Annotated in this window: 14 protein-coding genes; 11 read left to right on the top strand and 3 right to left on the bottom strand. The window is 43.2% G+C overall.

The features are described 5' to 3' along the window. The first annotated feature begins 13 nt into the window (after positions 1-13). Positions 14-682 (top strand): CPBP family intramembrane glutamic endopeptidase, encoded by a 669-nt coding sequence (locus NF418_RS01650; protein ID WP_256778169.1) that lies wholly within the window; start codon positions 14-16, stop codon positions 680-682. 45 nt (positions 683-727) lie between these two features. On the opposite strand, the gene NF418_RS01645 is transcribed toward NF418_RS01650, so the two are convergent. Beyond that, positions 728-943, bottom strand: coding sequence for a PspC domain-containing protein (locus tag NF418_RS01645; protein WP_256778168.1), 216 nt, complete (start codon positions 941-943; stop codon positions 728-730). 11 nt (positions 944-954) lie between these two features. Next, entirely contained in the window at positions 955-2,229 is a 1,275-nt protein-coding gene (serS, locus tag NF418_RS01640) for a serine--tRNA ligase (RefSeq protein WP_256778167.1), read from the bottom strand. A 390-nt stretch (positions 2,230-2,619) separates the two neighbouring features. Here serS and NF418_RS01635 point away from each other — a divergent pair, with 390 nt between their 5' ends. The 10 genes from NF418_RS01635 (at position 2,620) to NF418_RS01570 (ending at position 23,838) form a co-directional block, all read left to right on the top strand. After that, positions 2,620-3,498 (top strand): Rpn family recombination-promoting nuclease/putative transposase, encoded by an 879-nt coding sequence (locus NF418_RS01635; RefSeq protein WP_256778166.1) that lies wholly within the window; start codon positions 2,620-2,622, stop codon positions 3,496-3,498. An 88-nt stretch (positions 3,499-3,586) separates the two neighbouring features. Then, on the top strand, positions 3,587-3,814 hold the full coding sequence (locus tag NF418_RS01630) for a hypothetical protein (RefSeq protein WP_256778165.1): 228 nt from the start codon (positions 3,587-3,589) through the stop codon (positions 3,812-3,814). 239 nt (positions 3,815-4,053) lie between these two features. After that, entirely contained in the window at positions 4,054-4,233 is a 180-nt protein-coding gene (locus NF418_RS01625) for a hypothetical protein (RefSeq protein ID WP_256778164.1), read from the top strand. A 521-nt stretch (positions 4,234-4,754) separates the two neighbouring features. Further along, the gene (locus NF418_RS10540) at positions 4,755-10,301 is read left to right on the top strand and encodes a discoidin domain-containing protein (RefSeq protein WP_306172645.1); all 5,547 of its coding nucleotides are present in this window, start codon (positions 4,755-4,757) and stop codon (positions 10,299-10,301) included. 587 nt (positions 10,302-10,888) lie between these two features. Continuing rightward, entirely contained in the window at positions 10,889-18,190 is a 7,302-nt protein-coding gene (locus tag NF418_RS01605) for a discoidin domain-containing protein (RefSeq protein ID WP_306172644.1), read from the top strand. A 274-nt stretch (positions 18,191-18,464) separates the two neighbouring features. Further along, positions 18,465-19,370 carry an Rpn family recombination-promoting nuclease/putative transposase gene (locus NF418_RS01590; RefSeq protein WP_256778163.1) on the top strand — a complete coding sequence of 302 codons (906 nt, stop codon included), beginning with the start codon at positions 18,465-18,467 and terminating at the stop codon, positions 19,368-19,370. Between the two features lie 83 nt (positions 19,371-19,453). Continuing rightward, entirely contained in the window at positions 19,454-20,512 is a 1,059-nt protein-coding gene (locus tag NF418_RS01585; protein WP_256778162.1) for an MmcQ/YjbR family DNA-binding protein, read from the top strand. Between the two features lie 84 nt (positions 20,513-20,596). After that, positions 20,597-21,589 carry an aspartate--ammonia ligase gene (asnA, locus tag NF418_RS01580; RefSeq protein ID WP_014637558.1) on the top strand — a complete coding sequence of 331 codons (993 nt, stop codon included), beginning with the start codon at positions 20,597-20,599 and terminating at the stop codon, positions 21,587-21,589. A 132-nt stretch (positions 21,590-21,721) separates the two neighbouring features. Further along, positions 21,722-23,569, top strand: coding sequence for a translational GTPase TypA (gene typA, locus NF418_RS01575; protein WP_105117491.1), 1,848 nt, complete (start codon positions 21,722-21,724; stop codon positions 23,567-23,569). Between the two features lie 17 nt (positions 23,570-23,586). Next, positions 23,587-23,838, top strand: a complete 252-nt coding sequence (locus NF418_RS01570) for a DUF3165 family protein (RefSeq protein ID WP_256778161.1) — start codon at positions 23,587-23,589, stop codon at positions 23,836-23,838. Positions 23,839-23,949: 111 nt separating this feature from the next. On the opposite strand, the gene NF418_RS01565 is transcribed toward NF418_RS01570, so the two are convergent. Then, positions 23,950-25,152, bottom strand: a complete 1,203-nt coding sequence (locus NF418_RS01565; protein WP_256778160.1) for a mechanosensitive ion channel — start codon at positions 25,150-25,152, stop codon at positions 23,950-23,952. Between the last annotated feature and the right edge of the window lie 200 nt (positions 25,153-25,352).

The raw sequence follows: 25,352 nt of genomic DNA, 5'->3' as shown, positions 1-25,352 counted from the left end.
AGGAAAAAGAGAAATGCTAGAAACATTCAGTCAACGATTGGAATGGATTTGTAGGAAAATCTGGATTTTATTGCAGGCCTTTCTATTATTGCTTCTTGAAATCATTCCAACTTTCGTATTGCAAAAATCCACCTCGCAAGTTGCTCAATGGACTGCAGGTCTGTCTTCTATTGGAATTATGGTCATTATGTGTTGGTTGGCAGAAAGGAAAGGGCTTGCCATTTGGGATAGAAAATTCCTGACCTGGAAGGGACTTGGACTGGTCGCCCTGACCTTACTATTTACCAGCTTTTCTACTGTCTTAGGACATACTATCATGGACCTTCAAGGGATTGAAGATACGGCTAATCAGATTGGCATTGATAAGCTGTTACGAATGATTCCGTTTTGGTTAGCCTTTGTCAGAATAGCCTTTCAGGCAGCTATTTCAGAGGAGATCATTGTCAGAGGCTATCTGTTCAAAAAGTTTTTTGAAAAGCACAAGATTTTGGGAATTGTAGTATCTGGCTTGGTATTTGCTTTCCTGCATGGACCGACAGATTTAGGTTCATGGATCATTTATGCCAGCCCAGGATTTTTAATGGCTTACCTCTACTACAAGACAGATTACCTCATCTATCCCATGGCAGTGCATTTTATCAACAATGCCTGGGCGGTAGTGGCATTTTACTATTTTCAATAAGCATAAAGAAAAGACGATTCCGTTTGGAGTCGTCTTTTGCGTGCTTTAGTTAAGTTCAGACTTGTCTGGTAAAAGTATGGCTAGAATGATGTAGGCAGTTAGAAAGGGAAGGTTGGTGACAATAGCTAGTAGAATGACCACCAAACGAACATTTTCTAATTTCCAACCGTAGTTTTCATATAGGTCAAAGTAGTCATAAAGACCTGCGATAACGCCAGCCAGTTCACCACGACTTTTGTCCTTATACCATTTCTTTTTCATATTCTTTACCTCTAAGGCTTAATCACTTCTACCCCACCCATGTATGGACGGAGAACTTCTGGAATGGTGACAGAACCGTCTTCATTTTGATAGTTTTCAAGGATTGCCGCAACAGTACGACCAACCGCTAGACCAGATCCGTTAAGGGTGTGGAGCAATTTGACCTTGCCGTCAGCAGCATCGCGGTAGCGGATTTGGGCACGGCGAGCTTGGAAATCTTCTGTGTTGGAACAGCTTGAAATTTCACGGTAGGTATTTTGGGCTGGAATCCAGACTTCCAAGTCGTAGGTCTTAGCAGCTGAGAAGCCCATATCGCCTGTACAGAGGGCTAAAACGCGGTATGGCAAGCCTAATTTTTGAAGGATATTTTCTGCATTTGCGGTCATTTTTTCCAATTCATCATAAGATTGCTCCGGTGTGGCAAATTTGACCATTTCAACCTTGTGGAATTGGTGGAGGCGGATAAGACCACGGGTGTCACGACCAGCAGAACCAGCTTCAGATCGGAAAGATGGGCTCATGGCTGTGAAGTAGATAGGCAGGTCTTTTTCTTCCAAAATCTCGTTGCGATAGTAGTTGGTCAATGGCACTTCCGCAGTTGGAATGAGGACGAAGTTGGTATCAGCCAACTCGAAAGTATCTTCCTTGAATTTCGGATATTGTCCAGTACCAAACATAGAGTCATGGTTGACCATGTAAGGTGTGATGATTTCCTGGTAGCCTTCTGCGATATGCTCGTCCAACATGAAGTTGTAGAGGGCACGTTCTAAGCGGGCACCCAAGTTCTTGTAGAAGAGGAAGCGGGCGCCGGTTACTTTTGCCCCACGTTCCCAGTCCAGAATATCGAGGTCTTCACCCAAATCCCAGTGAGCTTTTGGCTCGAAAGTGAATTCACGTGGAGTACCCCAACGGCGAACTTCTACGTTTTCTTCTTCGTCTGCACCAACAGGGACAGAATCGTGCGGCGTATTTGGAAGAACAGTGAGAATAGCGTTCAATTCTTCATCGATTTCCAAAAGCTGAGCGTCTAAGTTTTTCACGTCCGCAGACAATTTTTGCATGGCAGCAATCTTGTCGTCAGCATTTTCCTTGTTGCGTTTTGCTTGGGCAATCTCCGCAGAAACGGTGTTGCGCTCTGCTTTTAACTCTTCAACAGTAACCAAGATTTCACGGCGTTTTGCATCCAATTCCTTGATGTTTGCCAAGGTTTCGGCAGCCACACCACGAGTAGCAAGTTTATCAGCCACTCCGTCAAAATCTGTACGAATACGTTTGATATCTAGCATAGTTGTCTCCTTTAGAATAAAAAAACACAGAATGAGAGATGCTGGAGCGATAGTTACCGCGGTTCCATCCAGCTTCACATTCTGTGCACTTTAAGTATGTCATTTTTAGCCAACGGTAGAATTTCACAACTTTTTCCTATCTGCTCACAGCGACCGCAGACTTTCTGGAAGGAGCCAGATGCTACTTATCCGTTTCTTAGATTATACACTTGAATGGTCAGGGTTGTCAAGCTTAGATTTCTTATGAGATAAACACTTATGATATGTTAGCTTTTTTCATTTATGATATACTATATATAGAAAATTTTTTCATTTGTTTTCGAATAAAAAAGTAGAACCAATGAATACGAGGTTACTTATAAAGAAATCAGATGAAAAGGATGTGGTATTTTGAGACATACCCTATTGAAACCAACACAAGACACGGTTGCCAAGAAAATTTTTCAAAACACGGAAGTGACTAAGGCCTTTATTTCAGATATTTTGGACTTGCCTGTTCAAGAAGTTGAACTTCTGGATGGTCATCAGATTCGCCTGCCCAATGATGACTTACCCAAGGGTTTCTACACTGTAACGGATATTTTGGTTAAATTGGACGATGGGACCCAAGTCGTCATTGAAATCCAGATTGCCAAGCAAAAGACCTTTGTCAATCGCCTCTGGGCTTATATTTGTACGCAGGTGCATGACAACGTCGAAAAGGTTCGTCAGGAACATGGCGATACCCATTCCACACATGAGTCTATTTACCCTGTTTACGGTATCGCTCTCTTGGAGAAAAATTATTTCGAAGACGACAAGCCTTTCCACGTGTTTAGCCTGCGTGAAGAGGAGACCAATGAAGAGCTGACTGTCAAACCCAAAACCAGCTCCAAGCACCATAGTCTCTTGAAGATGGCTTTTCTGGAGTTGGATAAGTACCAACCCGAAACCATTTCCGACTACGATGTCAAAAAATGGTTTGAATTTTTCGGTAACCGCGACTTTACCATTCAACCTGACAAGATTATATCTCAGGCAGAACACGCCTTAGACTTTACAAGCTGGACAAAGGAGGAAAAAGATATGTGGGATAAGCAAATTGATAGCCTTGAGGTCAGTTACGCTACCTTGATGACTGCCAAGGAAGATGGATTTGAAGAAGGACTTATTTACTCTGCGCGTAATTTATTGTTGGCTGGAGTTGATGTTACAGTCATATCGAACAGCTTAAACCTCCCTCTTGAGCGAGTTCTCCAACTTCAAAGTGAGTTGAATGCCAATACCTGATGCTGGTTTACTATGTCAACCTGACAAGATTATATCTCAGGCAGAACACGCCTTAGACTTTACAAGCTGGACAAAGGAGGAACAAGACATGTGGGATAAGCAAATTGATAGCCTTGAAATTAGCTACGCTACCTTGGTGACTGCCAAGGAAGACGGATTTGAAGAAGGACTTGAGCGTGGTCGTGAAGAAGGGCTTATTTACTCTGCACGTAATTTATTGTTGGCTGGAGTTGATGTTGCAGTAATATCGAACAGCCTAAATCTCTCTCTTGAGCGAGTTCTCCAACTCCAAAGTGAGTTGCAAGCTAATAACTGATTCGACTTTACCATTCAACCTGACAAGATTATATCTCAGGCAGAACACGCCTTAGATTTTACAAGCTGGACCAAGGAGGAACAAGACATGTGGGATAAGCAATTGGATAGTGTTGAGTTCAGTTACGCTACCTTGATAACGTCATTTATTTTAGCTTTTATTACGTTGTTAACTCGCCTTGTCTAACTTCAGTTATGCCTGCGGCTCGTTGCCTAGTACTAAAAGTAAAATAAAAGACTATGACTGCCAAGGAAGACGGATTTGAAGAAGGGCTTGAGAAGGGACGCGAAGAAGGACTTATTTACTCTGCGCGTAATTTATTGTTGGCTGGATTTGATGTTGCAGTCATATCGAATAGCTTAAATCTCCCTATTGAGCGAGTTCTCCAACTTCAAAGTGAGTCGAAAGCTAATACATAATCTCTATTATTTCAACCAGCTTTCTCTCACATTCTATAAGGTAAAATACAAGTCTGTCTATAAGGTAAAAAACGAGTCTGCATTGGAGATCGTCTAAAGCAACCATTTCTATAAATAGAGGCTCTATAATTTATGAAACCAGCTTATCGAAAGGTTTCTAATACTTCAGACAAGGTCGTTAGAAGATTTCTAACGGCTTCTTTTGTTTGCAACTAGTGGAGTAGGGCTTACTTTATATTCACATTATAGGTCTTTGAGATGATAGTTTTTAAGGAAATGCCAGAGGTGACAGATTTATATTAGCTATCTCAGCTGGTTAGGAATGGTTGGAAGAAAAAAATATAAAACCAACAAGAAAACGCTTGCAATCTTGGACACTTTTATGTTAATATACTATTGAATAACAAGATATATTATGTGGTTAAGATAGCAAAAATAACCACCAGAAACTGAAAAAGGGAGGATGTAACACTTTCGTCGTATAACTTTTTATCTTTGTAAACAAAAAAATGGAGGAAAATATGAACAGACAAGATAAAAATTATCAAAAATTGTATCAATATTCGATACGCAAACGTAACTGGGGAGTAGGCTCAGTTGTAGTCGGTATCTTCCTAGCCGGTATGTTACAGGCACCAACTGTCTTGGCAAATACAGGAGCAACTGCTTCTGAACCAACTATTGAAAACCAAGCAGATACTGGAGGAGGAGCCGCAGGCGGTAGTGAAGTAGCGCAACCAACTGCTACGACTTCAGCTCCAGGAGCAGAAACCACAACCCCAGCACCAACGCCAGCACCGGCAGAGAGTACAACTCCAACAGCAACGCCAGCACCAGCAGAGCAGGCTAATCCAGCACCAGCAGTTGAAAATGCAGAGCCGAGAACTGCAGCATCAACAGTTAGTGTAAATGTTCCAATTGACATAACATATAACGGTGCCTCATCAGTAGATGGTACGAATGTGGCTGCTAATGCTTATGATGATAACCATACTACTTACTGGACTTCAGATCCTAATGTAGATAATACTCCAGAAGCACCACAATATTTTGTTACGAAATTAAAAGAGCCTGCTTTAGTAAATCAGATTGATTACACACCTCGTCAAGCTTCGGGTGACCAGGTAACAGGTAACATTTCGAAGATGAAATTATACTCTAGTCAAGATGGAGTTTCTTGGGAACCAATTACCCCTACTTCAGTTTTATTAAATCGTGGAACCGTTAATTCTGATAATAGTGTCACTTTTTCTAATCGTTCACAAACTAAAATGATTGCAATAACACCTGTTACTGCACAATATTTCAAATTAGAGGCACTTTTAACAGAACATTGGGATACTGCTCAAAGAAATAAAAGGGTAACTGCAGCAGAATTTCTTCCTAGAGGTACAGCAGAAAAATCTTCTCTAGACATAGCATCTGTATCTTCAGCTACCGCAACGAGTCATGACCCAAATGATGGAGGAAATAGACCAGCTGAAGCTGCTATTGACAATCAAAACGAAACTTATTGGGTTAGTGCTGCGAATAAGAATAATAATACTGAAAAACAATATCTTGAATTGACTTTAGATAGTTTAGCATCAATAAGTCATGTTGAATATTTACCAAGACAATCTGGAGGTACCTCAACCGGAAATATTGTTAGAGGATTTATTGAATATAAAGAATCTGATAGTGAAGACGAAGCGTGGAAACGTATCAATGTTTATGGTAGTAACGAGGAGAATATTTTTACTCTAGGAGTTGGGGTATCACGAAAATTCATTCAATTCGATCCAATTATTGCGAAGAAAATTCGCTTAGGAGCAGTTGAAACACACCACCACGAACAACAAAATAGAGGTAAGATTGTTGCTGCTGCAGAATTTACCCCGTATGCTCGGAAAGTTCTTAAAGATACGGTAGTTACACCAATCGAGAAACAAGAAATCAGAACTCCAAACCCTGAAATGTGGGTGGATGAAGCAGAAATTGTTGAAGACGAAGGAGCAAATGGTAGCACTACAGTTCATAAGTATTATCTAACTGAAAATGGTGAAAAGGTAGGAGACCCACTTCGAGAAGAAAATGGTGAAACTATTGAGAGTCGTCCACGACGTGTAACCTACGGAACTAAAGTCAGACCGACAGAAGAACCACAACCAGATGGTGGGAATACTCAACCACCGTCAACTGGTGATGATAGTTCAGATACCTCGAATCAAGCTGAAGTCGGAAACTACGCACTTGTACCAGTATCTGCCGAGAAATTTACAGTTTTAGGTGATAGGAATCATTATCAAACAGCAGATGGCTATCAACGTGGGTTGGATAATATACTAAATGCTGATTTGGGAGAGCCAAACGGTCACGATGGAGACTATTTAACTGAATTGAAGTGGACTGGTGGTCCGACTTTACCTGTCACAGTTGGTTTCCAATTGAACACACCTCAAGAGTTGAATTCAGTTATTATTCATAAACGTGTTGGAGACAACGGAACTCTGACTCATTATAAGGTTAAAGTTTATCGTGACTCACAAGAAGTCATTGAGACTGAGGAACTTACAACTCCACAAACGGAGAACGATGCTACTTTCGATTTAAGTAGTTTTGGTGTAATTAATAAAGTTGAATTAATATTCACAAAAACTATAAGTAGGAATGATCAGGTTAATCTGACACATTTAACATTGAAAGGGGTTTCGTTCTTAGAAAAATCTCCAATTAATGGTGTAAAATTACCTCAAACTGATTTCACAGCGACTGTTGAAGACCCATCGAAATATCACAGTGGTCGTGATATAGCTAAGTTACTGGATGATAACAACTCTTCGTTTGCAGAGTATCGATGGACAAATCCATTGCGCCTTCCAGAGCGGATAACAATTCAAGCTAGAGATAATAGTCCTAAAAAACTAGCAGGATTTACATTACATAAGAGAGCAGGTCAAGGAGGCTCAGTAGTTAAATATAATCTTGAGACCTTTAAAGATGGCCAGCCGGTAGATGTGTTGACAGATTTGGAAGTTCCATTCTTGGCCACTTATGATCATAGAAGTTTGAGTGGAAATCCAGTGGATAGAGTAGTATTAACTGTCACTGAAGCAAAAAATAGACATAATCAAACTACTCAGACAGAATTGACATTACGTGGTTTGACCTTCTATGAAAAAGTAGAACTTCCGCCGGAAGAAGAACAACCACCGACAACAGGCGGCAGCCAAACTAACCCAACCGAAGGTGAAGGCGGTAGCCAAACTAACCCAACCGAAGGCGAGGGTGGTAGCCAAACTAACCCGACCGAAGGCGAAGGCGGCAGTCAAACTAATCCAACTGAAGGTGAGGGTGGTAGCCAAACTAACCCGACTGAAGGTGAGGGCGGTAGCCAAACTAACCCAACCGAAGGCGAAGGCGGCAGTCAAACTAATCCAACTGAAGGTGAAGGCGGTAGCCAAACTAACCCGACCGAAGGTGAGGGCGGTAGCCAAACTAACCCAACTGAAGGTGAGGGCGGTAGCCAAACTAACCCAACCGAAGGCGAAGGCGGCAGTCAAACTAACCCAACTGAAGGTGAGGGCGGTAGCCAAACTAACCCAACTGAAGGCGAAGGCGGCAGTCAAACTAACCCAACTGAAGGTGAGGGCGGTAGCCAAACTAACCCAACTGAAGGTGAGGGCGGTAGCCAAACTAACCCAACTGAAGGTGAGGGTGGTAGCCAAACTAACCCGACCGAAGGTGAGGGTGGTAGCCAAACTAACCCAACTGAAGGTGAGGGTGGTAGCCAAACTACCGATCGTATTTTCAAACACGATGAAACCGGCGTAACAGTTGAGGTAACTGAGGGTGCTGAGACAGCAATTCGTTTGACAGTAACTCCTAAGACAGAAGTTCCAGAAACATTGACAGACAAAGATGTTGATATCTATGATTTGGAATTGGTAGATGACCAAGATAGACATATTGATACTGAATTTACTGCTAAGGTTAAACTTCCAGTGAATCCAGATAAAGTTGTTTCACGTGTGCTCTTCCTTCCAGAGGGTCAACCTGTTGAAGAAATTGAATTTGACACTGAAACTATCGACAGCAGGCCTTATGTCACATTTACAGCGACACACTTCAGTGACTATGCTATTGTTTACAATAATGTAGTTGGTGATGTGGTTCCTGGTGGTTTCTATGAATGGTTCATCCAAAATGTTGGTGATCAAGATAGTGATGATGACATTGATGAGCTTGATGTTCAATCTTGGCTCAAGGGTGAAAAAGGTGAGCAAGGTGAGCGTGGTGAGACAGGTCCAGCAGGTCCAAAAGGTGATACAGGTGATCCTGGTCAAGATGGAGCTAAGGGTGACCAAGGTCTTGTAGGTCCTCGTGGTCCTCAAGGTCCAGCAGGTCCAAAAGGTGAAACCGGGGCGCAAGGTCCAGCGGGACCAAAAGGTGATACAGGTGAAACTGGAGCACAAGGCCCAGCGGGACCAAAAGGTGACAGAGGTGAAACTGGAGCACAAGGTCCAGCGGGACCAAAAGGCGACACAGGTGAAACTGGAGCACAAGGCCCAGCGGGACCAAAAGGCGATACAGGTGAAACTGGAGCACAAGGCCCAGCGGGACCAAAAGGTGACAGAGGTGAAACCGGAGCACAAGGCCCAGCGGGACCAAAAGGTGACAGAGGTGAAACCGGAGCACAAGGCCCAGCGGGACCAAAAGGCGACAGAGGCGAAACTGGAGCACAAGGCCCAGCGGGACCAAAAGGCGACAGAGGCGAAACCGGAGCACAAGGCCCAGCGGGACCAAAAGGCGACACAGGCGAAACCGGAGCACAAGGCCCAGCGGGACCAAAAGGCGACAGAGGCGAAACTGGAGCACAAGGCCCAGCGGGACCAAAAGGCGACACAGGTGAAACCGGAGCACAAGGCCCAGCGGGACCAAAAGGTGACACAGGTGAAACCGGAGCACAAGGCCCAGCGGGACCAAAAGGTGACAGAGGTGAAACCGGAGCACAAGGCCCAGCGGGACCAAAAGGCGACAGAGGCGAAACCGGAGCACAAGGTCCAGCGGGACCAAAAGGTGACAGAGGCGAAACCGGAGCCCAAGGCCCAGCGGGACCAAAAGGTGACAGAGGCGAAACCGGTCCACAAGGCCCAGTTGGTCCACGTGGCCCACAAGGTCCGAAAGGGAACAAGGGCGATCGTGGTTTGCAAGGACCGAAGGGCGATAAGGGTGATACTGGAGCCCAAGGACCAAAAGGTGACCGTGGTCCAGTAGGTCCTAAGGGTGAAACCACTGTTCTTTATCAGCCAGTTGTCCTCGTGGATCCATCCACAAATGTAAGCGTTACCCTTTCAGAAGGTGAAACAAACCGAGCAGTTGCGCTCCGTGTTGTTCATAAGGAGACTAACGCTACTACAACACCTGTCATTCTTTCAAATGTTGATTACGATCTCTTTGATATTGAATTGGTTGACGATACGGGTGCTATTGTTGAAAATACAATGCCAACGGTTGTTCGCTTGCCAATCGATCCAGGTAAGGAAGTAGTACGTGTAGTCTACTTACCAAACTCTGCTGCAGAAGAATCTCTTGCATTTAGAGAAGTAGCGAATGGTGAAGGCAAGGAAGTTGAATTTGTTGCAAATCACTTCAGTGAGTATGGTATTGTTTACAAGGAAGTGACGACTTCAGAAACTACCGAAGTAGAAACTTCCGGTACAGGAATTACCGATACTGCTAACACAAGCGTTGCTGAAACAGGAACTAATGATACTGCTAACACAAGTGCTGCTGAAACAGGAACTACTGACACTGCTAACGCAAGCATTTCCGAAGCAGATGCTACTGTTGAAGAAGCAGTGACTGAAGAAATCATTACTGCTAAAGGCGAAGGCGTGAAGGCTCCAGCTCTACCAGCTCTTGACTTGTCAGCAATCAAGGCTAGTCATGCTCCGGCAGTCGCAGCCGCAAGTGCTAAGAAAGAAACTCTCCCAAATACAGGTGTGAGCGACAGTCTTGCCTTAACTGCCCTCGGCTTGCTTGGTCTAGCAGTGGCTGGAAAACTGGCACAACGCAAAAAGTACTAAGAAGGATAAACTCCTAACTAAGTTTGGCCTTTCTATATAATCGAGTAGGTAGACACTTGTCTACCTACTTTTTTGGGCTCTTTGTCAACTATAGTGAGTAGAAGTCTGTTACAATATTTTTGTTTACTATTAGTACTAGGCATCAAGATTCAGGCGTAACTGGTGCTTGGCACTACTCGTCAACGAAGTAATAAAAGAAAAACTAAAAGACCCTAACATCTAGAGGGAGCGGGAGAGACATCCATGATGGCTCCGTCCACACTCACAGAATAATGAAAACGAACATAAAGTCCTCACTAGTTGTATAATCTTCGTGAGGCTTTTGTGGTTGACGAGTTAAAGATGTTATAGTCGAATGAATCGGTTTCCACGTTAAGGAACTGAGGCAATTTTGTCATGTTCTTATTCAAGGTGAATATATCATTATTTCTTTATATCAAGCGATAAAATATGTTGCAAACGCTTACTTTTTTTGTTAATATATTGTAAAAGACTATATTAAAATAAAGTGTGAAGGAGTGTAATTAAAACAAGGAAGATAGTCAAAAAAAGTTTTATTATATGGAATTTAGAAAAGGAGTTTATTAATGAATAGATTAAATCGTAAATACCAGTATTCTATCCGGAAGACTACTTTTGGTGTTGGTTCGGTAGTTGTAGGGGTTATGTTAGCGGGTATGTTACACGCTCCATCTGTCCTGGCGAATACAATTTCTGACCAGACGACTACAAACTTGGCTAATCAAAATTCAAACGAAGTGTCTGTTGAAGAGAATACAGGTGAACTTGCTACAGACAATGTATCTACTGATAATTTGACTGTTGAACGTGAGCCGGAATTTGCTGTTGCAGAGGGAAATGATAATGCACAGGTAGAGACGACCGAAGTGCGAGTGCCAGTAGATTTGACCTACAATGGTGCAAAATCAAATGAAACTGGTCATCCAGCATCGGCTGCTTATGATGACAACGAGAAAACCTATTGGACTTCTGATCCAGTTGCAGCTAATCATAATACAGCTGAAAACCCACAGCATCTGATTACAAAATTAGTGGAACCAGCCATGGTTTCCCGTATCGAGTACACACCAAGACAGGCTCCAGGTGCTAGTGATGTAACAGGAAATATTGATCAATTGAGTATTTTCCACAGTCTGAATGGTGTTGAATGGGAATTGGCAAATCCAACGAGTGTTGATAATAGTCGAGGAACGGTTAATTCAGATAAATCAGTATCATTTGTGAAAAATCAAATGACAAAAATGATCAATATTACACCAGTAAATGCTCAGTACTTCAAGTTAGTAGCAAGTAGGACTCAGCACTGGGAGGAAGCTAATCGTAATAAGATGGTTACTGCTGCGGACTTTATTCCACGTGGTACAAAACAAGTTCCGACGAATGAGCTTGTTGGCATTGCTTCTGCAACTGCAACTAGTTTTAATCCAAATGATGGAGGAGAGCGACCTGCTTCAGCCGCAATAGATGGGAATGCGAATACGTATTGGGTAAGTGCTTCGGATCAGAATAACAGTCTGGAGTCAAGCCGTCAACAGCTTACTGTCACATTGAATGAACCAGCAATTGTTAGTGTTGTAGAATATCTTCCGAGACAAAATGGTGGATCAGCAGTTGGAAATATTATTTCTGGATATATTGAATACCGTGAGTCAGATGACACAAATGAAGAGTGGAAACGTGTTCGACTTGTGGGTGAACCAGCTAATAATGTATTTACCCTAGGAACTTCCGTTCATAGAAAAGATATTCAGTTTGAAGAAGTAATCGCTAAACAATTGCGTTTGACAGCTCTTGAGACACATCATTGGCAAACAGAAAATCGTAACAAGATTGTGGCTGTTGGTGAATTTAAACCAATCGCCTATAAGATTCCAGATCTTGTAGAAGAAGATCGACCTTCGACAGAAACACCAGTTCCAGTACCACCTACTGGTGATAGACCAGCGCCGGATACTACAACTCCAACTAATCCAGTGGTACAACCGGATACCCCACCAACGACGCCAGTGGTGACACCTACGCCAGTGCCGGATACTACAACCCCGACACAACCGGAACAACCAGGAGAATCAAACCCTGTAGTTGAACCAGAAACACCAACGGTTGTTAGTACCGAGAATATTCGTGTAGAAAATCAAGAAATTTCTCTTCAAAATGACTATATCAGTCGTAAGATGGTTGTTAAGGATGGCAGACTACGTACGGTTTCTATCTCTAATAAATTGACAACAGAAGAGGATGATATCCAATTCTTAGAAGATTCCAAAGAATTTGTCATTCAGTTTAAGCCAACAGCAACCGACACAGAGCAGCCACCAACTCGTCCTGGTTATGTTGCAGAGGCTGAGGATCGTAATAGATGGACTGCAACTACAAATTCATCAGCTAATGCTGGAGTAGAAGGACCAGTTTCACTTGCTCTTGATGGCAACTTAACTACAAGATGGCATAGCAATTATAGTGGTGGTGGAGCGAACAGTATCGGTAGAACAAATCAGTTACCGGCTCATGTTGAGTTTAGTTTCCCAGAAGCTAAAAACATTCGTACCTTTATTTATGTTCCTCGTCAAGACGGTGCAGATAATGGTGTCATTAAGGATTATAAGTTATATATCAAACAAGGTGCTGATACTGAATATACTGAAATTATTTCAAGTACAATTTCTACTAATCCTAAACAGACTCAGTATATTGATCTTGGTTCGTTAAAAGAAAATGTAACCGCTATCAAGTTTGAGGCACGAAGTGCTCATAATAATCAGCCTTTTGCTGCTGCGGCAGAATTCGATGTTTCTAGTGATACAGCTGAAGTGATTCGAGCACGTCAAGCTGAGCGTGAGGCACAATATCTTCGAGATTTAGAAGCATTTCGTTCTCGCACTCAAATCTCTCTTGACAAATTGACATTAGCTGAGAATGGTATTCAAAAGGTTGTTACAGATGTAGATCAAACCGTTACATATACCTTCCAACCGTATACATACAAAAATGTACCAGTTACCATCAAGTATGTAATGAACTTGAGAAATGATGCCAAGTTTACGCAAAGTCATTTGCTGATTTCGGTGCCAGAAGAGCATCGTTCTAGCTTGGCTATTGATACCATTGATTTGCAAAGCTTTAAACTTCCTGCAAATCAGGCTTACGAAGAGTTCTCTAACCAAGCGCCTATTGCAGAAATGGCAAACTTTGATGGTTTCCATGCTGGACTTGGACAACCTGTTTATATGGGCAGTTTCTATACAGGTTCCGAATTCCCAATTGCTTGGAACTCAGTAGAAGCTACGACCAAGCAGTTATTCTCACGCTATTATTCTGGTAAAACTTTAGCAGAACTTAGCTTGGATGAAAATGGAAACTACCATACATGGAATACAGTTGTTGGTGTAGCACGTTCGAATGAATACAGTGTACTTCAACAAGATTTCTATGACTATATTGCTGAGATTGGTACTAAGACCTATTTCCGTAAACAGTACAACTCTTGGTATGACTTGATGAAGAATATTACAGCTGATAATATCAAGTCTAGCTTTAATGAAATTGACCGTGGTTTCACAAATGGTGGAATCTCACCGCTTGATTCCTTTGTAGTGGATGATGGTTGGCAAAATGTTAGCTCAGTTTGGGACTTCAATAATAAGTTCCCTAATAAGCTCTACGATTCAAGTAAACAGGTTCAACGCTTTGGATCTGACTTTGGTCTCTGGATGGGCCCTCGTGGTGGTTATGGAACTGAAGGGACTATGGCTAACCATCTAGTGTCAACGGGACAAGGTTCAAGAACTCCTGCTGGGGATGTCTACATTGGTGATAAGCGTTATGTTGATGCCTTGAAGGAATTGTTTGAAAACTATGGTCAAGAATTCGACATCAACTATTGGAAACTGGACGGTATGCTCCGTTATCCACAAAATACTACGGATACCAATGGTAACTATATCGGTGGCGGTTATAAGAATATGTATTCTATGACGGAGGCCCATGAGCGTTGGATTGATTTGTATGAAATTATTCGCGCCAATGCTCCAACCCGTGATGATGCATGGATTAACTTGACATCCTACATTCCACCATCACCATGGTTCTTGCAGTGGGTTAACTCTATCTGGATGCAAAATACTGCTGACGTAGATTATCAAGATGGGGTGAAACGCGCGCCAAATGATCAGTTAGACTTTGGTAATGATGCCAATGAGGCACTTTCATATCGTGATGATTCCTATGAAAAACTCATCCGCAATCGTAAATGGCAGATCCCATTCTCAAATATTTACAACCATGACCCAGTTTATGGTGCGACAGCCCATTCAAGCAAGAAGATGAGTCCGATGGGACCAGCACGTGGTCAAATCAATTTCTCTACTGAGGACTTCAGAACATATCTATACATGCTTGGTACTCGTGGTACAGGATTCTGGGAATTCTACTACAGCCCAAGTATGTTGGATGATGCTAAGTGGCAAGTCAACGGTGAGGCTGTGAAATGGATTGAGTCTAATTTTGAGACTCTCCGTAATTCAGTATTCCATGGTGGACAACCACGTGAAGGTGAAGTGTACGGATATTCTGCCTGGGATGCGGACAATGGTATCGTATCTATCCGCAACCCGATTGATAGAGAACAAACCTATGAATTGCAATTGAACCGTATCGTTGGTATGCGTGAAGGTACAGCTAATATGTATCGTACAACTGTACTTGGTGATAAACGCCATGATACAAGTGCAGTAACCAATTATGGTGACACAGTTCGGATTACATTAAGACCATATGAGTCTGTAGTCTTCCAATACTCCAAAGTGCAGGATACTCGTCCAGCGGAGTTGTTTGAAGCTAAGGCGGTTGCAGATAATCAGATTACACTTGAATTCGACGAACGTGTTGTGATTGATGGTGCTACTTTTGAAGTAGCTGGTCATACCATTGCTTCAACTGAGTTGAATGCAAATCTTCGTACAGTTACCTTGAATCTGTCTGATCGATTGACCGATCGCGAGAAAGTCGTAGTTCGTTATAGTAATGTAAAAGATAATGCTGGTACAGCAAATATCTCATCAGGTACAGCGAATCTCACAGCCTATAGTGGTGGTATCATTCATGACATCAGTCAGGTAAACCCAAGTCAAACACTTGTAAATGATGGTATTGAGGGTAGAGGAGTCTTCTCTGTAACTGCAAAAGTATCGCTTGATCGCTTGGATCAAACGATTGCTGAACAAGAAGGCCAATGGAAACTTTCTGTTGATGCTGATGGCCGTGCTGTCTTTGAGGTGAAAGGTGAAGTCGTTAAATCAGCACCATTTACGAACTTGAGTGAAGAAGACAACGGTCGTCCAGACAAGTTGATTGCTCCGAATGAAGAGGTAACTATCACAGCAGTCCGTGTGCCAAATGGTAGCTTGCGTATTTACATCAACGGCGAGTTGCACAATAGCCATTATAATCCAGATAAGATTAATGAGGTGTTGGAACGTTCAACACTTAGTCTGGCAGCTGATGGATTTGCTGGTACTGTTAGTCGCTTTATTCTTGAGAATGGAGCACGTGATTTCGAGACAGCCAATACACTCGCTAGAGAATTGTCTCCTGTTGAAGAACTCCGTCCAGCTGATATGAATGCCGAAGGAACAAGTGCACCGTCTTATGATCCAAATGATGGCGGTCCTCGTCCAGCAGGTTCAGCAACCGATGGCAATCCAAATACATACTGGGCAAGTAGCCAGTCAGCAGATAACAGAACGACACGTCAAACCTTGACGATTGAGATGGCTAATCCAGGTACAGTTGGTGAAGTTCGTTATGTACCTCGCTTACGCAATCTTCAAGCGACAGGAGATATTCGTAAGGCCTCCTTGGAGTATAGTTTGGACGGTCAAACTTGGTCTCCAGTTAGTCTTACTGAAGGCAATGGAGATGGTACAATCGGATTTATTCCAGGTAAACCATACCATTCTATCCTATTTACTCCTGTAGAAGCTAAATATTTCCGTCTGACGGCTCATGAAACACATCATTGGAATAATGATTTACGCAATAAAATTGTTGCCGTTGCGGAGTTAACTCCAGTCGTTCTCTTTGTTCCTGAAAAAGTTGAGAGATTGACTACTGCCTACTTGAGAAATGCAATTGAACAGGCTAAGGCTCTAGATAGCGCAGCTTATACAAGTGATAGCTATGCAAAAGTTCTTGAGCTGCTCCCAAGCTCAGAAGCTGGGTTAACAGCAACTACACAAGAAGCAATTGATAGTGCGAATACGGCTTTACGTACAGCACTGGCTCAATTAGTTCCAGTTGGGGAAGCTAGCTCTAGAACCTTGACAGATGCTGCAACCGGTGTTCGTTTAGAGTTACAGGCTAATGAACTAGATTCTATTATCGGTCTGCGTGTTACACATAAAGAAGGCACTGAAAATGTCCCAGTGGCTCTGGCAGATAAAGACTATGATTTGTTTGATATCGTTCTCGTTGATGAAGCTGGACATACGGTTGCCAATACCTTACCAGTTCGTGTAAGCCTACCTGTTGATGCCGGTAAGAAAGTAGAGAAAGTCTTGTACTTGCCAACTTTAAGTGATAAGGTAGAATTACCATTTACTGAATCTGTGAGAGTGGCTGCAGACGGCAGTCCTCGTAAGGTAGTAACCTTTACTGCTAATAACTTTAGTGACTATGCTATTGTTTATAGTGATACAGCAACGACAACAACATTTATTGACTGGTTTGCTACGGAGGTAGGTGACCTTGATGGAGATAATGATGTTGATAAGGCCGACGTTCAACTTTGGTTGAAAGGTGAAAAAGGTGATAAGGGCGAAAAAGGTGACACTGGAGCGACAGGTGCTAAAGGTGATACAGGTGCAACCGGCCCAGCTGGTGTAGCAGGTCCTAAAGGCGATACCGGTGCAACTGGCCCAGCCGGAGTAGCAGGTCCTAAAGGCGATACCGGTGCAACCGGCCCAGCCGGAGTAGCAGGTCCTAAAGGGGATACTGGTGCAACTGGCCCAGCCGGAGTAGCAGGTCCAAAAGGCGATACTGGTGCAACTGGCCCAGCCGGAGTAGCAGGTCCAAAAGGCGATACTGGTGCAACTGGCCCAGCCGGTGCAGCAGGTCCTAAAGGCGATACTGGTGCAACCGGTCCAGTAGGTCCACAAGGCCCACAAGGCGATACCGGTGCAACCGGCCCAGCCGGCCCACAAGGTCCTAAAGGCGATACCGGTGCAACTGGCCCAGCCGGAGTAGCAGGTCCAAAAGGCGATACTGGTGCAACTGGCCCAGTCGGCCCACAAGGTCCACAAGGCGAACCAGGCGCAACTGGCCCAGTAGGTCCACAAGGCCCACAAGGCGAACCAGGTGCAACCGGCCCAGCCGGCCCACAAGGCCCACAAGGCGAACCAGGTGCAACCGGCCCAGTAGGTCCACAAGGCCCACAAGGTGAACCAGGTGCAACCGAACCAGTAGGTCCACAAGGCCCACAAGGCGAAACAAGCACAACTGCAACTACTCCTTTTGAGGAAGAATTGATTACTGCTAAAGGTGAGAGCCTCTTGCAACCAGCTTTGCCAGAATTTGACGGTGGTATTGTACCGAATGTAGCACCGACCGCTGAAGTACTCCCACTAGGTGTTTTACCAGAGGAAGAAATCATCACAGCCAAAGGTGAAAGTGTCAAAGCACCAGCTTTGCCTAAGCTTGATTTATCAGCTATTAAAGCCAGCCATGCTCCAGCACTAGCACGGTCAGAAGCTAAAAAAGAAGAAAAAGCTAGCCTACCAAATACTGGAGTCGAAGCAGAACTTGCCTTGACTGCCTTGGGTATGATTGGTCTCTTAGCGACCAGTCGTTTGGTTAGCCGTAGACGCTATTAAAACTACATATGGCGTTAGTGCCAAAACTTAGGATTGGTACCCTAGGTTTAAGAGTCTGAGACGATTGTTCCAGACTCTTTTTCTGTGTTGGATTGTATATATTATTTTTTTATTTTATCCTTTGTGGATTTTACATTCTACAGTCTTATAAAGCCCTTTTTCTCTAGATAGTGCACTATAGCTGGAAAAATGAGTTGTTAAATGCTATAATATGACTAGGTTTTCCGAATAAATAGATAGAGACTATTCTCAATTCTATTTATCGGAGGAAAAATTGACAAAATTTCGCCACAGTATCAGCCCCATGGCTGACATCGCAGCTAAGAAGATTTTCAGTGACCATGAGATTACTATTGACTTTATCGATACCTTTCTGGGCTTTCGTCCCAAGTCTGTTCAGATTTTGAATGGAACGATTGCTGATTTGAAGAAAGAACGGGAGGGTTATTTTAGCACCACCGTGGACATTCTAGCCAGACTGGATGATGGCACTCAGGTCATCATTGAAATTCAGGTGGTTCACCAACACAGCTTTATCAAACGGCTCTGGACCTATGCATGTCAGCACCTGGTCAAGGATTTGCCCAATGTTCGTGACAAGGTCAAACGAACCCATGACATGTACGACAAGATTTCACCAGTATATTCCATCGCCTTGGTTGCCAGCCAATATTTTGATGACAAGCACCCCATTCATTCCTTTGTCTTGATAGCTGAGGAAAATGGACAGGTTTTGGAATTGCCCTTTGGTGAGCAAGGTGAATTGAAGAAGCCCTTTGAGATGGTTATTATTGAGTTGAACAAACTCAGAGAGGGAAATCTAGCAAAGAACCAACGATTGTGGATGGAATTTTTTGCCAATCAGGAATTTAGCCAGCAACAAACTGAAGCTATCAGCAGGGCTGAACACTTGCTGGATAGGGACACATGGACAGAGGAGGAACGGAAAATGATTGATCAACTAGCCTACAGTGCCGCCAATCATTTTGGCGAATTGGAGACATCATTCATACTAGGGAGAAGACGTGGACAGGAAGAAGGTCGATTAGAGGGTCGATTAGAAGGTCAGGCAGAGATTGCCCGGCAGATGTTAGCGAAGCATTTTTCGGATGAAGTGATAATGGAACTGACAGGATTTCGTCAGGAAGATCTTGATGGTTTGAAAGAGGATTTAGATTAGATGATATCACTTGTTTATCTATCTTATCTTGATAAATAATTTCTTTCTCTTATCATCATCTACCTTTTAAAGAGTATATATTTATGAACAAATCAAATTCTTATCAGATTCACCTCCCCTCCCTCATCCCTTTCGGTTTTATTCTCTCCGACAATTGTTACATCTACCGTGAGGTCTTCATGGAGGGGCAGTTTGAGGCGGTGGTGGAGGTTGATGAGGCTGGTCAGCTGTCGTCCTATGTCTGGGATTGTGAGATGGAGGAGGTCTATACTGCCCATCTGGTGACTGCGCCAGCTGGTGCTTTTATGGGGCAGGTGCGTGAGGCTTATCAGTCCATTTTGGATCGGGTAGAGGAAGCTTGCTGTGTCGCTCTGCCATTTTCCAAAGACCAAAGCAACCGCATAGCCCGGCTCATCAAGGTGCAGTGGGGCGACCTTCCTGACTATCCTTTTGCCAAGTTGCCGACCTATGGGGCCTTTCGCCACCCTGCCAATAACAAGTGGTACGCCCTGGTCAGTCAGATTCCGAGGGACAAGCTGGATGGGAGCGGTTCTCAAGAAGAGGTGGAGATTGTTAATCTCAAGGTTGACGGTCGGGAAATAGCAGAGCTGCTGAGTCAGTCGGGCATCTTCCCTGCCTACCATATGTCAAAGAAGACTTGGGTGTCGGTCTTGCTAGATGATACGGTGGAGGACCAGACGGTGTTTGCCCTCCTTGAGAAAAGTCGCTATCTGGTAGAACCAAAATCCTACAAGGCAGAGCAAGGACCAGATTACTGGGTTATTCCAGCCAATCTCAAGGTCTATGATATTGATACCGAGTTTGCGGAAAATAAGGTAGTCTATTGGCCGCAAAAATCAACCATTCAAGCTGGGGACATCGTAGCCATCTACGTGACTGCGCCGGTACAGGCCATTCGTTATATCTGTCGAGTCTTGGGGGCGAATTTAGAAAATCACGAGGAATCAGATATTCCGACAGAAAAGAAACTCATGCAGGTAGAGTTGCTTGCTCAACTAACTGATGATGTGTTGCCGAGAGCGCGCATGATGGACTTGGGAGTCAAGGCGGTGCGTGGTCCTAGACGCTTGACAGAGGGCGTGATAGACGTGCTATCAGCCGAAGTGAAAGGTCTCCATTAAATTATCAGAATATTTAATAAAAAGACTTTACAAGTGGGTAAAAAAGAGTATAATAAGGTGTATAAATTTACGAGGAGGTAAGGTATGAAGAAAAGCTTCATTCATCAGCAAGAGGAGATTTCTTTCGTCAAAAATACATTCACTCAGTATTTGAAAGACAAACTAGAAATCGTAGAAGTGCAAGGACCGATTTTGAGTCGTGTCGGGGATGGTATGCAGGATAATTTGTCCGGTGTGGAGAATGCAGTTACCGTTAATGTGAAGCTGATACCAGATGCTACTTATGAAGTGGTTCACTCACTTGCTAAGTGGAAGCGCCATACCTTGGCTCGATTCGGTTTTAATGAGGGAGAAGGGCTCTTTGTTCACATGAAGGCTCTTCGTCCTGACGAGGATTCCTTGGATCCCATTCACTCAGTATACGTGGATCAGTGGGATTGGGAAAAGGTCATCCCTGATGGTCGTCGCAACTTGGCTTATTTGAAAGAAACTGTGGAGCAGATTTACAAGGCTATCCGTCTGACAGAGTTGGCAGTGGAGGCTCGTTATGACATTGAGTCTGTTTTGCCTAAGAAAATCACCTTTATCCACACGGAGGATTTGGTCAAGAACTTCCCAGACTTGACACCAAAAGAGCGTGAGAACGTGGTTGCCAAAGAATACGGTGCGGTTTTCCTAATCGGTATTGGTGGAGAACTGGCAGATGGGAAACCACATGATGGACGTGCCCCAGACTATGATGACTGGACAAGCCCATCAGAAGCAGGCTATAAAGGTCTCAATGGGGACATCTTGGTTTGGAACGAAGCACTTGGTTCAGCCTTTGAGTTGTCCTCAATGGGGATTCGTGTGGATGAAGAAGCGCTGAAGCGCCAGGTTGCTATTACAGGTGACGAGGACCGTTTGGAATTTGATTGGCATCGTGCCCTTTTGAATGGTCTCTTCCCGCTGTCTATCGGTGGTGGTATCGGTCAATCCCGTTTGGCCATGTTCTTGCTTCGGAAGAAACATATCGGTGAAGTGCAGTCCAGCGTTTGGCCACAAGAAGTACGCGATAATTTTGAGAACATTTTATAAGAGATTGGCTTCAATCTCTTTTCTTCTGCTTTCAATCTGCTATCTGAAAACATTTACAATGTGATTATCTGTGATTTTTGTGCCAATCTATGATATACTTTTTTAGTTAAATTAAAAAATACAGAGGATATTATGACAAAACTTAGAGAAGACATCCGTAACGTAGCCATTATTGCCCACGTTGACCACGGAAAAACAACCCTCGTTGATGAATTATTGAAACAATCTCAAACCCTTGATGAACGTACGCAGTTGGATGAGCGTGCCATGGATTCAAATGATATCGAAAAAGAGCGCGGAATCACCATCCTGGCTAAAAACACTGCCGTAGCTTATAACGGTACACGTATCAACATCATGGATACACCAGGACACGCGGACTTCGGTGGTGAGGTTGAGCGTATCATGAAAATGGTTGACGGTGTTGTCCTTGTCGTAGATGCCTACGAAGGGACTATGCCACAGACTCGTTTCGTATTGAAAAAAGCCCTTGAGCAAAACTTGACACCAATCGTTGTTGTCAACAAAATCGACAAGCCTTCTGCCCGTCCAGAAGAAGTTGTGGATGAAGTGCTTGAACTCTTCATCGAACTCGGGGCAGATGATGACCAATTGGAATTCCCTGTGGTTTATGCGTCAGCTATCAACGGTACTTCATCTTTGTCTGACAATCCAGCAGACCAAGAAGAAACAATGGCACCAATCTTTGATACCATTATCGAGCATATTCCAGCGCCAGTCGATAACTCAGATGAGCCTTTGCAGTTCCAAGTATCCCTTTTGGATTACAACGACTTCGTAGGTCGTATTGGTATCGGTCGTGTCTTCCGTGGAACTGTTAAAGTTGGTGACCAAGTTACCCTTTCTAAGCTAGATGGCACAACCAAAAACTTCCGCGTTACAAAACTCTTTGGTTTCTTTGGACTTGAGCGTAAAGAAATCCAAGAAGCAAAAGCTGGTGATTTGATTGCCGTTTCTGGTATGGAAGACATCTTTGTTGGTGAAACTGTGACTCCGACAGATGCGGTTGAGCCACTTCCAGTTCTTCGTATCGATGAGCCAACTCTTCAAATGACTTTCTTGGTGAACAACTCACCGTTTGCAGGTCGTGAAGGCAAGTGGGTGACTTCTCGTAAGATTGAAGAACGTCTTTTGGCAGAATTGCAGACAGACGTTTCTCTCCGTGTAGAAGCTACAGACTCGCCAGACAAATGGACTGTTTCAGGTCGTGGTGAATTGCACTTGTCTATCTTGATTGAAACCATGCGTCGTGAAGGCTATGAGCTTCAAGTATCACGTCCAGAAGTTATCATCAAGGAAATCGACGGCGTGAAAATGGAGCCATTCGAGCGCGTGCAAATCGATACACCAGAAGAATACCAAGGTTCTGTTATCCAATCCCTATCTGAGCGTAAGGGCGATATGTTGGATATGATTTCAACTGGTAACGGTCAAACTCGTTTGGTATTCCTTGTACCAGCGCGTGGTTTGATTGGTTACTCAACAGAATTCCTTTCAATGACTCGTGGTTACGGTATCATGAACCATACTTTCGACCAATACTTGCCTGTTGTTCAAGGTGAAATCGGTGGTCGTCACCGTGGTGCCCTTGTTTCTATCGACCAAGGTAAGGCAACGACTTACTCTATCATGCGTATCGAAGAGCGTGGTACCATCTTTGTAAACCCAGGTACGGAAGTGTACGAAGGAATGATTATTGGTGAGAACTCACGTGAAAATGACTTGACAGTTAACATCACGACTGCAAAACAAATGACCAACGTCCGTTCTGCAACCAAAGACCAAACGTCTGTAATTAAGACACCACGTATCTTGACTCTTGAAGAATCCCTTGAATTCTTGAACGATGATGAATACATGGAAGTAACGCCAGAATCTATCCGTCTTCGTAAGCAAATCTTGAACAAGGCAGAGCGTGACAAGGCAGCTAAAAAGAAAAAATTAGCGACTGAGGAATAATTTCTAGGAGAAAAAGCATGTTTTACCTCATCTTAGCGATCATGTTAGTGCTATTTTATATTTTTGTGGCACCCAAAAATGTTAGAGGGACCATTAATATTATTTTGGCTGTATTTGTGCTAGTTCTTCTTTCGATTGCTTTGGTATTTGGATTTTTAAAAATCATGCAACTTTCAACAGAAGTCTGGGTTGGGATGGTAATAGTTCTTATTGGACTTTGGGCTTTGTGGGATATTCGCTATCTAGACCGTCCTTCTAAGAGGAAATAAATAAGATTTAAAGTTTAAGGCTGGGCGAATTGTCCAGTCTTTTATTCGTGCCTCGCCTAGGTTTAAGGGAAAAAAATAGCCTGAACTAGATGTTCAGACTATTCGAATTGTTTATTCCTTATCTATTTTCTTTTCTAATTTTTCAAGTTGTCTTGCGGCAAATTCACGACCACCTAGACCGAAGGCGAGGGCGAAAGCAACAGCAAGTGCACCGAGAATGATTGTAAAGGTTGATTGAACGATATGTTGTGCAAACTTCAATTGATCGAGAGCCATGAAGACTGCAAAGACGATCATCAAGTAGCGTACAATGGTAATCACAAGAGGGCTATCCGTAACTTTTTGTAGGAAGTTAGCGACAAGGTTGCTTGCGATAATGGCCAAGATAACAATAGCGATTGCACTAATCAATGAAGGGAGATAGCCAAGCAAGGCAGATCCAACTGCATTAAACACTTCAAGGTTCAAAACTTGGATTGCTTGTATAAAGAAGAATACAATGATGATCGCGCGAACGACTTGCGTAATGATAGCTGATAATTCAAAGTTCGCTTCTTCTTTGGTAAATAGGTATTTAGAATAAGCATTGATACCAGCAGTTTCAAGGAGATTTTCCAAGAGGTTTCCAATTAACTTAGCGACAAAGCTACCAACTGCAATCAAGACAAGAGCAACCAAAACATGTGGAAGGATACCGATGACTTGATTAAGAATCGTAACGATTGGTTGAGAAATACTTGTGATACCAAGTGTTTCCAAGGCTAAGGTCAAGATTGGAATGAAGATCAATACATAGACAACAGTTGATAGGACAGAAATGATTTGTTGGCTATCAAATGGCAATTTCACTTGCCCTGTAACTTTAGTATACCATGCATCAATGTCCAAACGTTCTAGGACACCAGTCAAAAGACCTTTGATAAATTTGCAGAAGAAAGTTCCAACAAAGAGAATCAATCCAGCTGCAATCATGTTTGGAATAAAGGCAAAGAATTTCTCAAACATGCTAGAAATTGGATCTACCGTGCTACTGATATTTAAACCAGACAAAATAGATGGAAGGAAGAAAAGAATAACAAGGAAGTAAACGAGTTGTCCAAGTGTTTTGATGAGTGACTGCCCGTTATCTTCGGGCTTGATGACACCCCACTCTTGTAACTTTTGAGAAAATTGGATTTTGCTTAACCCAGATAGAGTAAACTTTCGTAATAATCCAGCCAAAGAAAAGGCGATGACTACGAGAACAAGCATCCGAATGACTCCAGGCAAAGCTGAGAGCAATGGATAGAATAAGCTGTCGATTATATTTGTCATATAATACTCCTTATAATAAAATATTTTTCGCAACTAGTCTATCATTTTTATGTGTTATCAACAAATAAAATGAATTTTGAGGCTATTCCTAGTTTTTGCACTCCCTCTTGCTTGAAAAAGGTTACTGTAAAGGGTAAAATAAAGTGTTAGTATTGAATGCTGAAAGAGAATGGAATCGTAGAGTTGATTGTTCACTCGAG

The sequence above is a fragment of the Streptococcus suis genome (assembly GCF_024509555.1).
Classification (GTDB): domain Bacteria; phylum Bacillota; class Bacilli; order Lactobacillales; family Streptococcaceae; genus Streptococcus; species Streptococcus suis_AD.
This window is presented reverse-complemented; position numbering and strand designations above follow the sequence as displayed.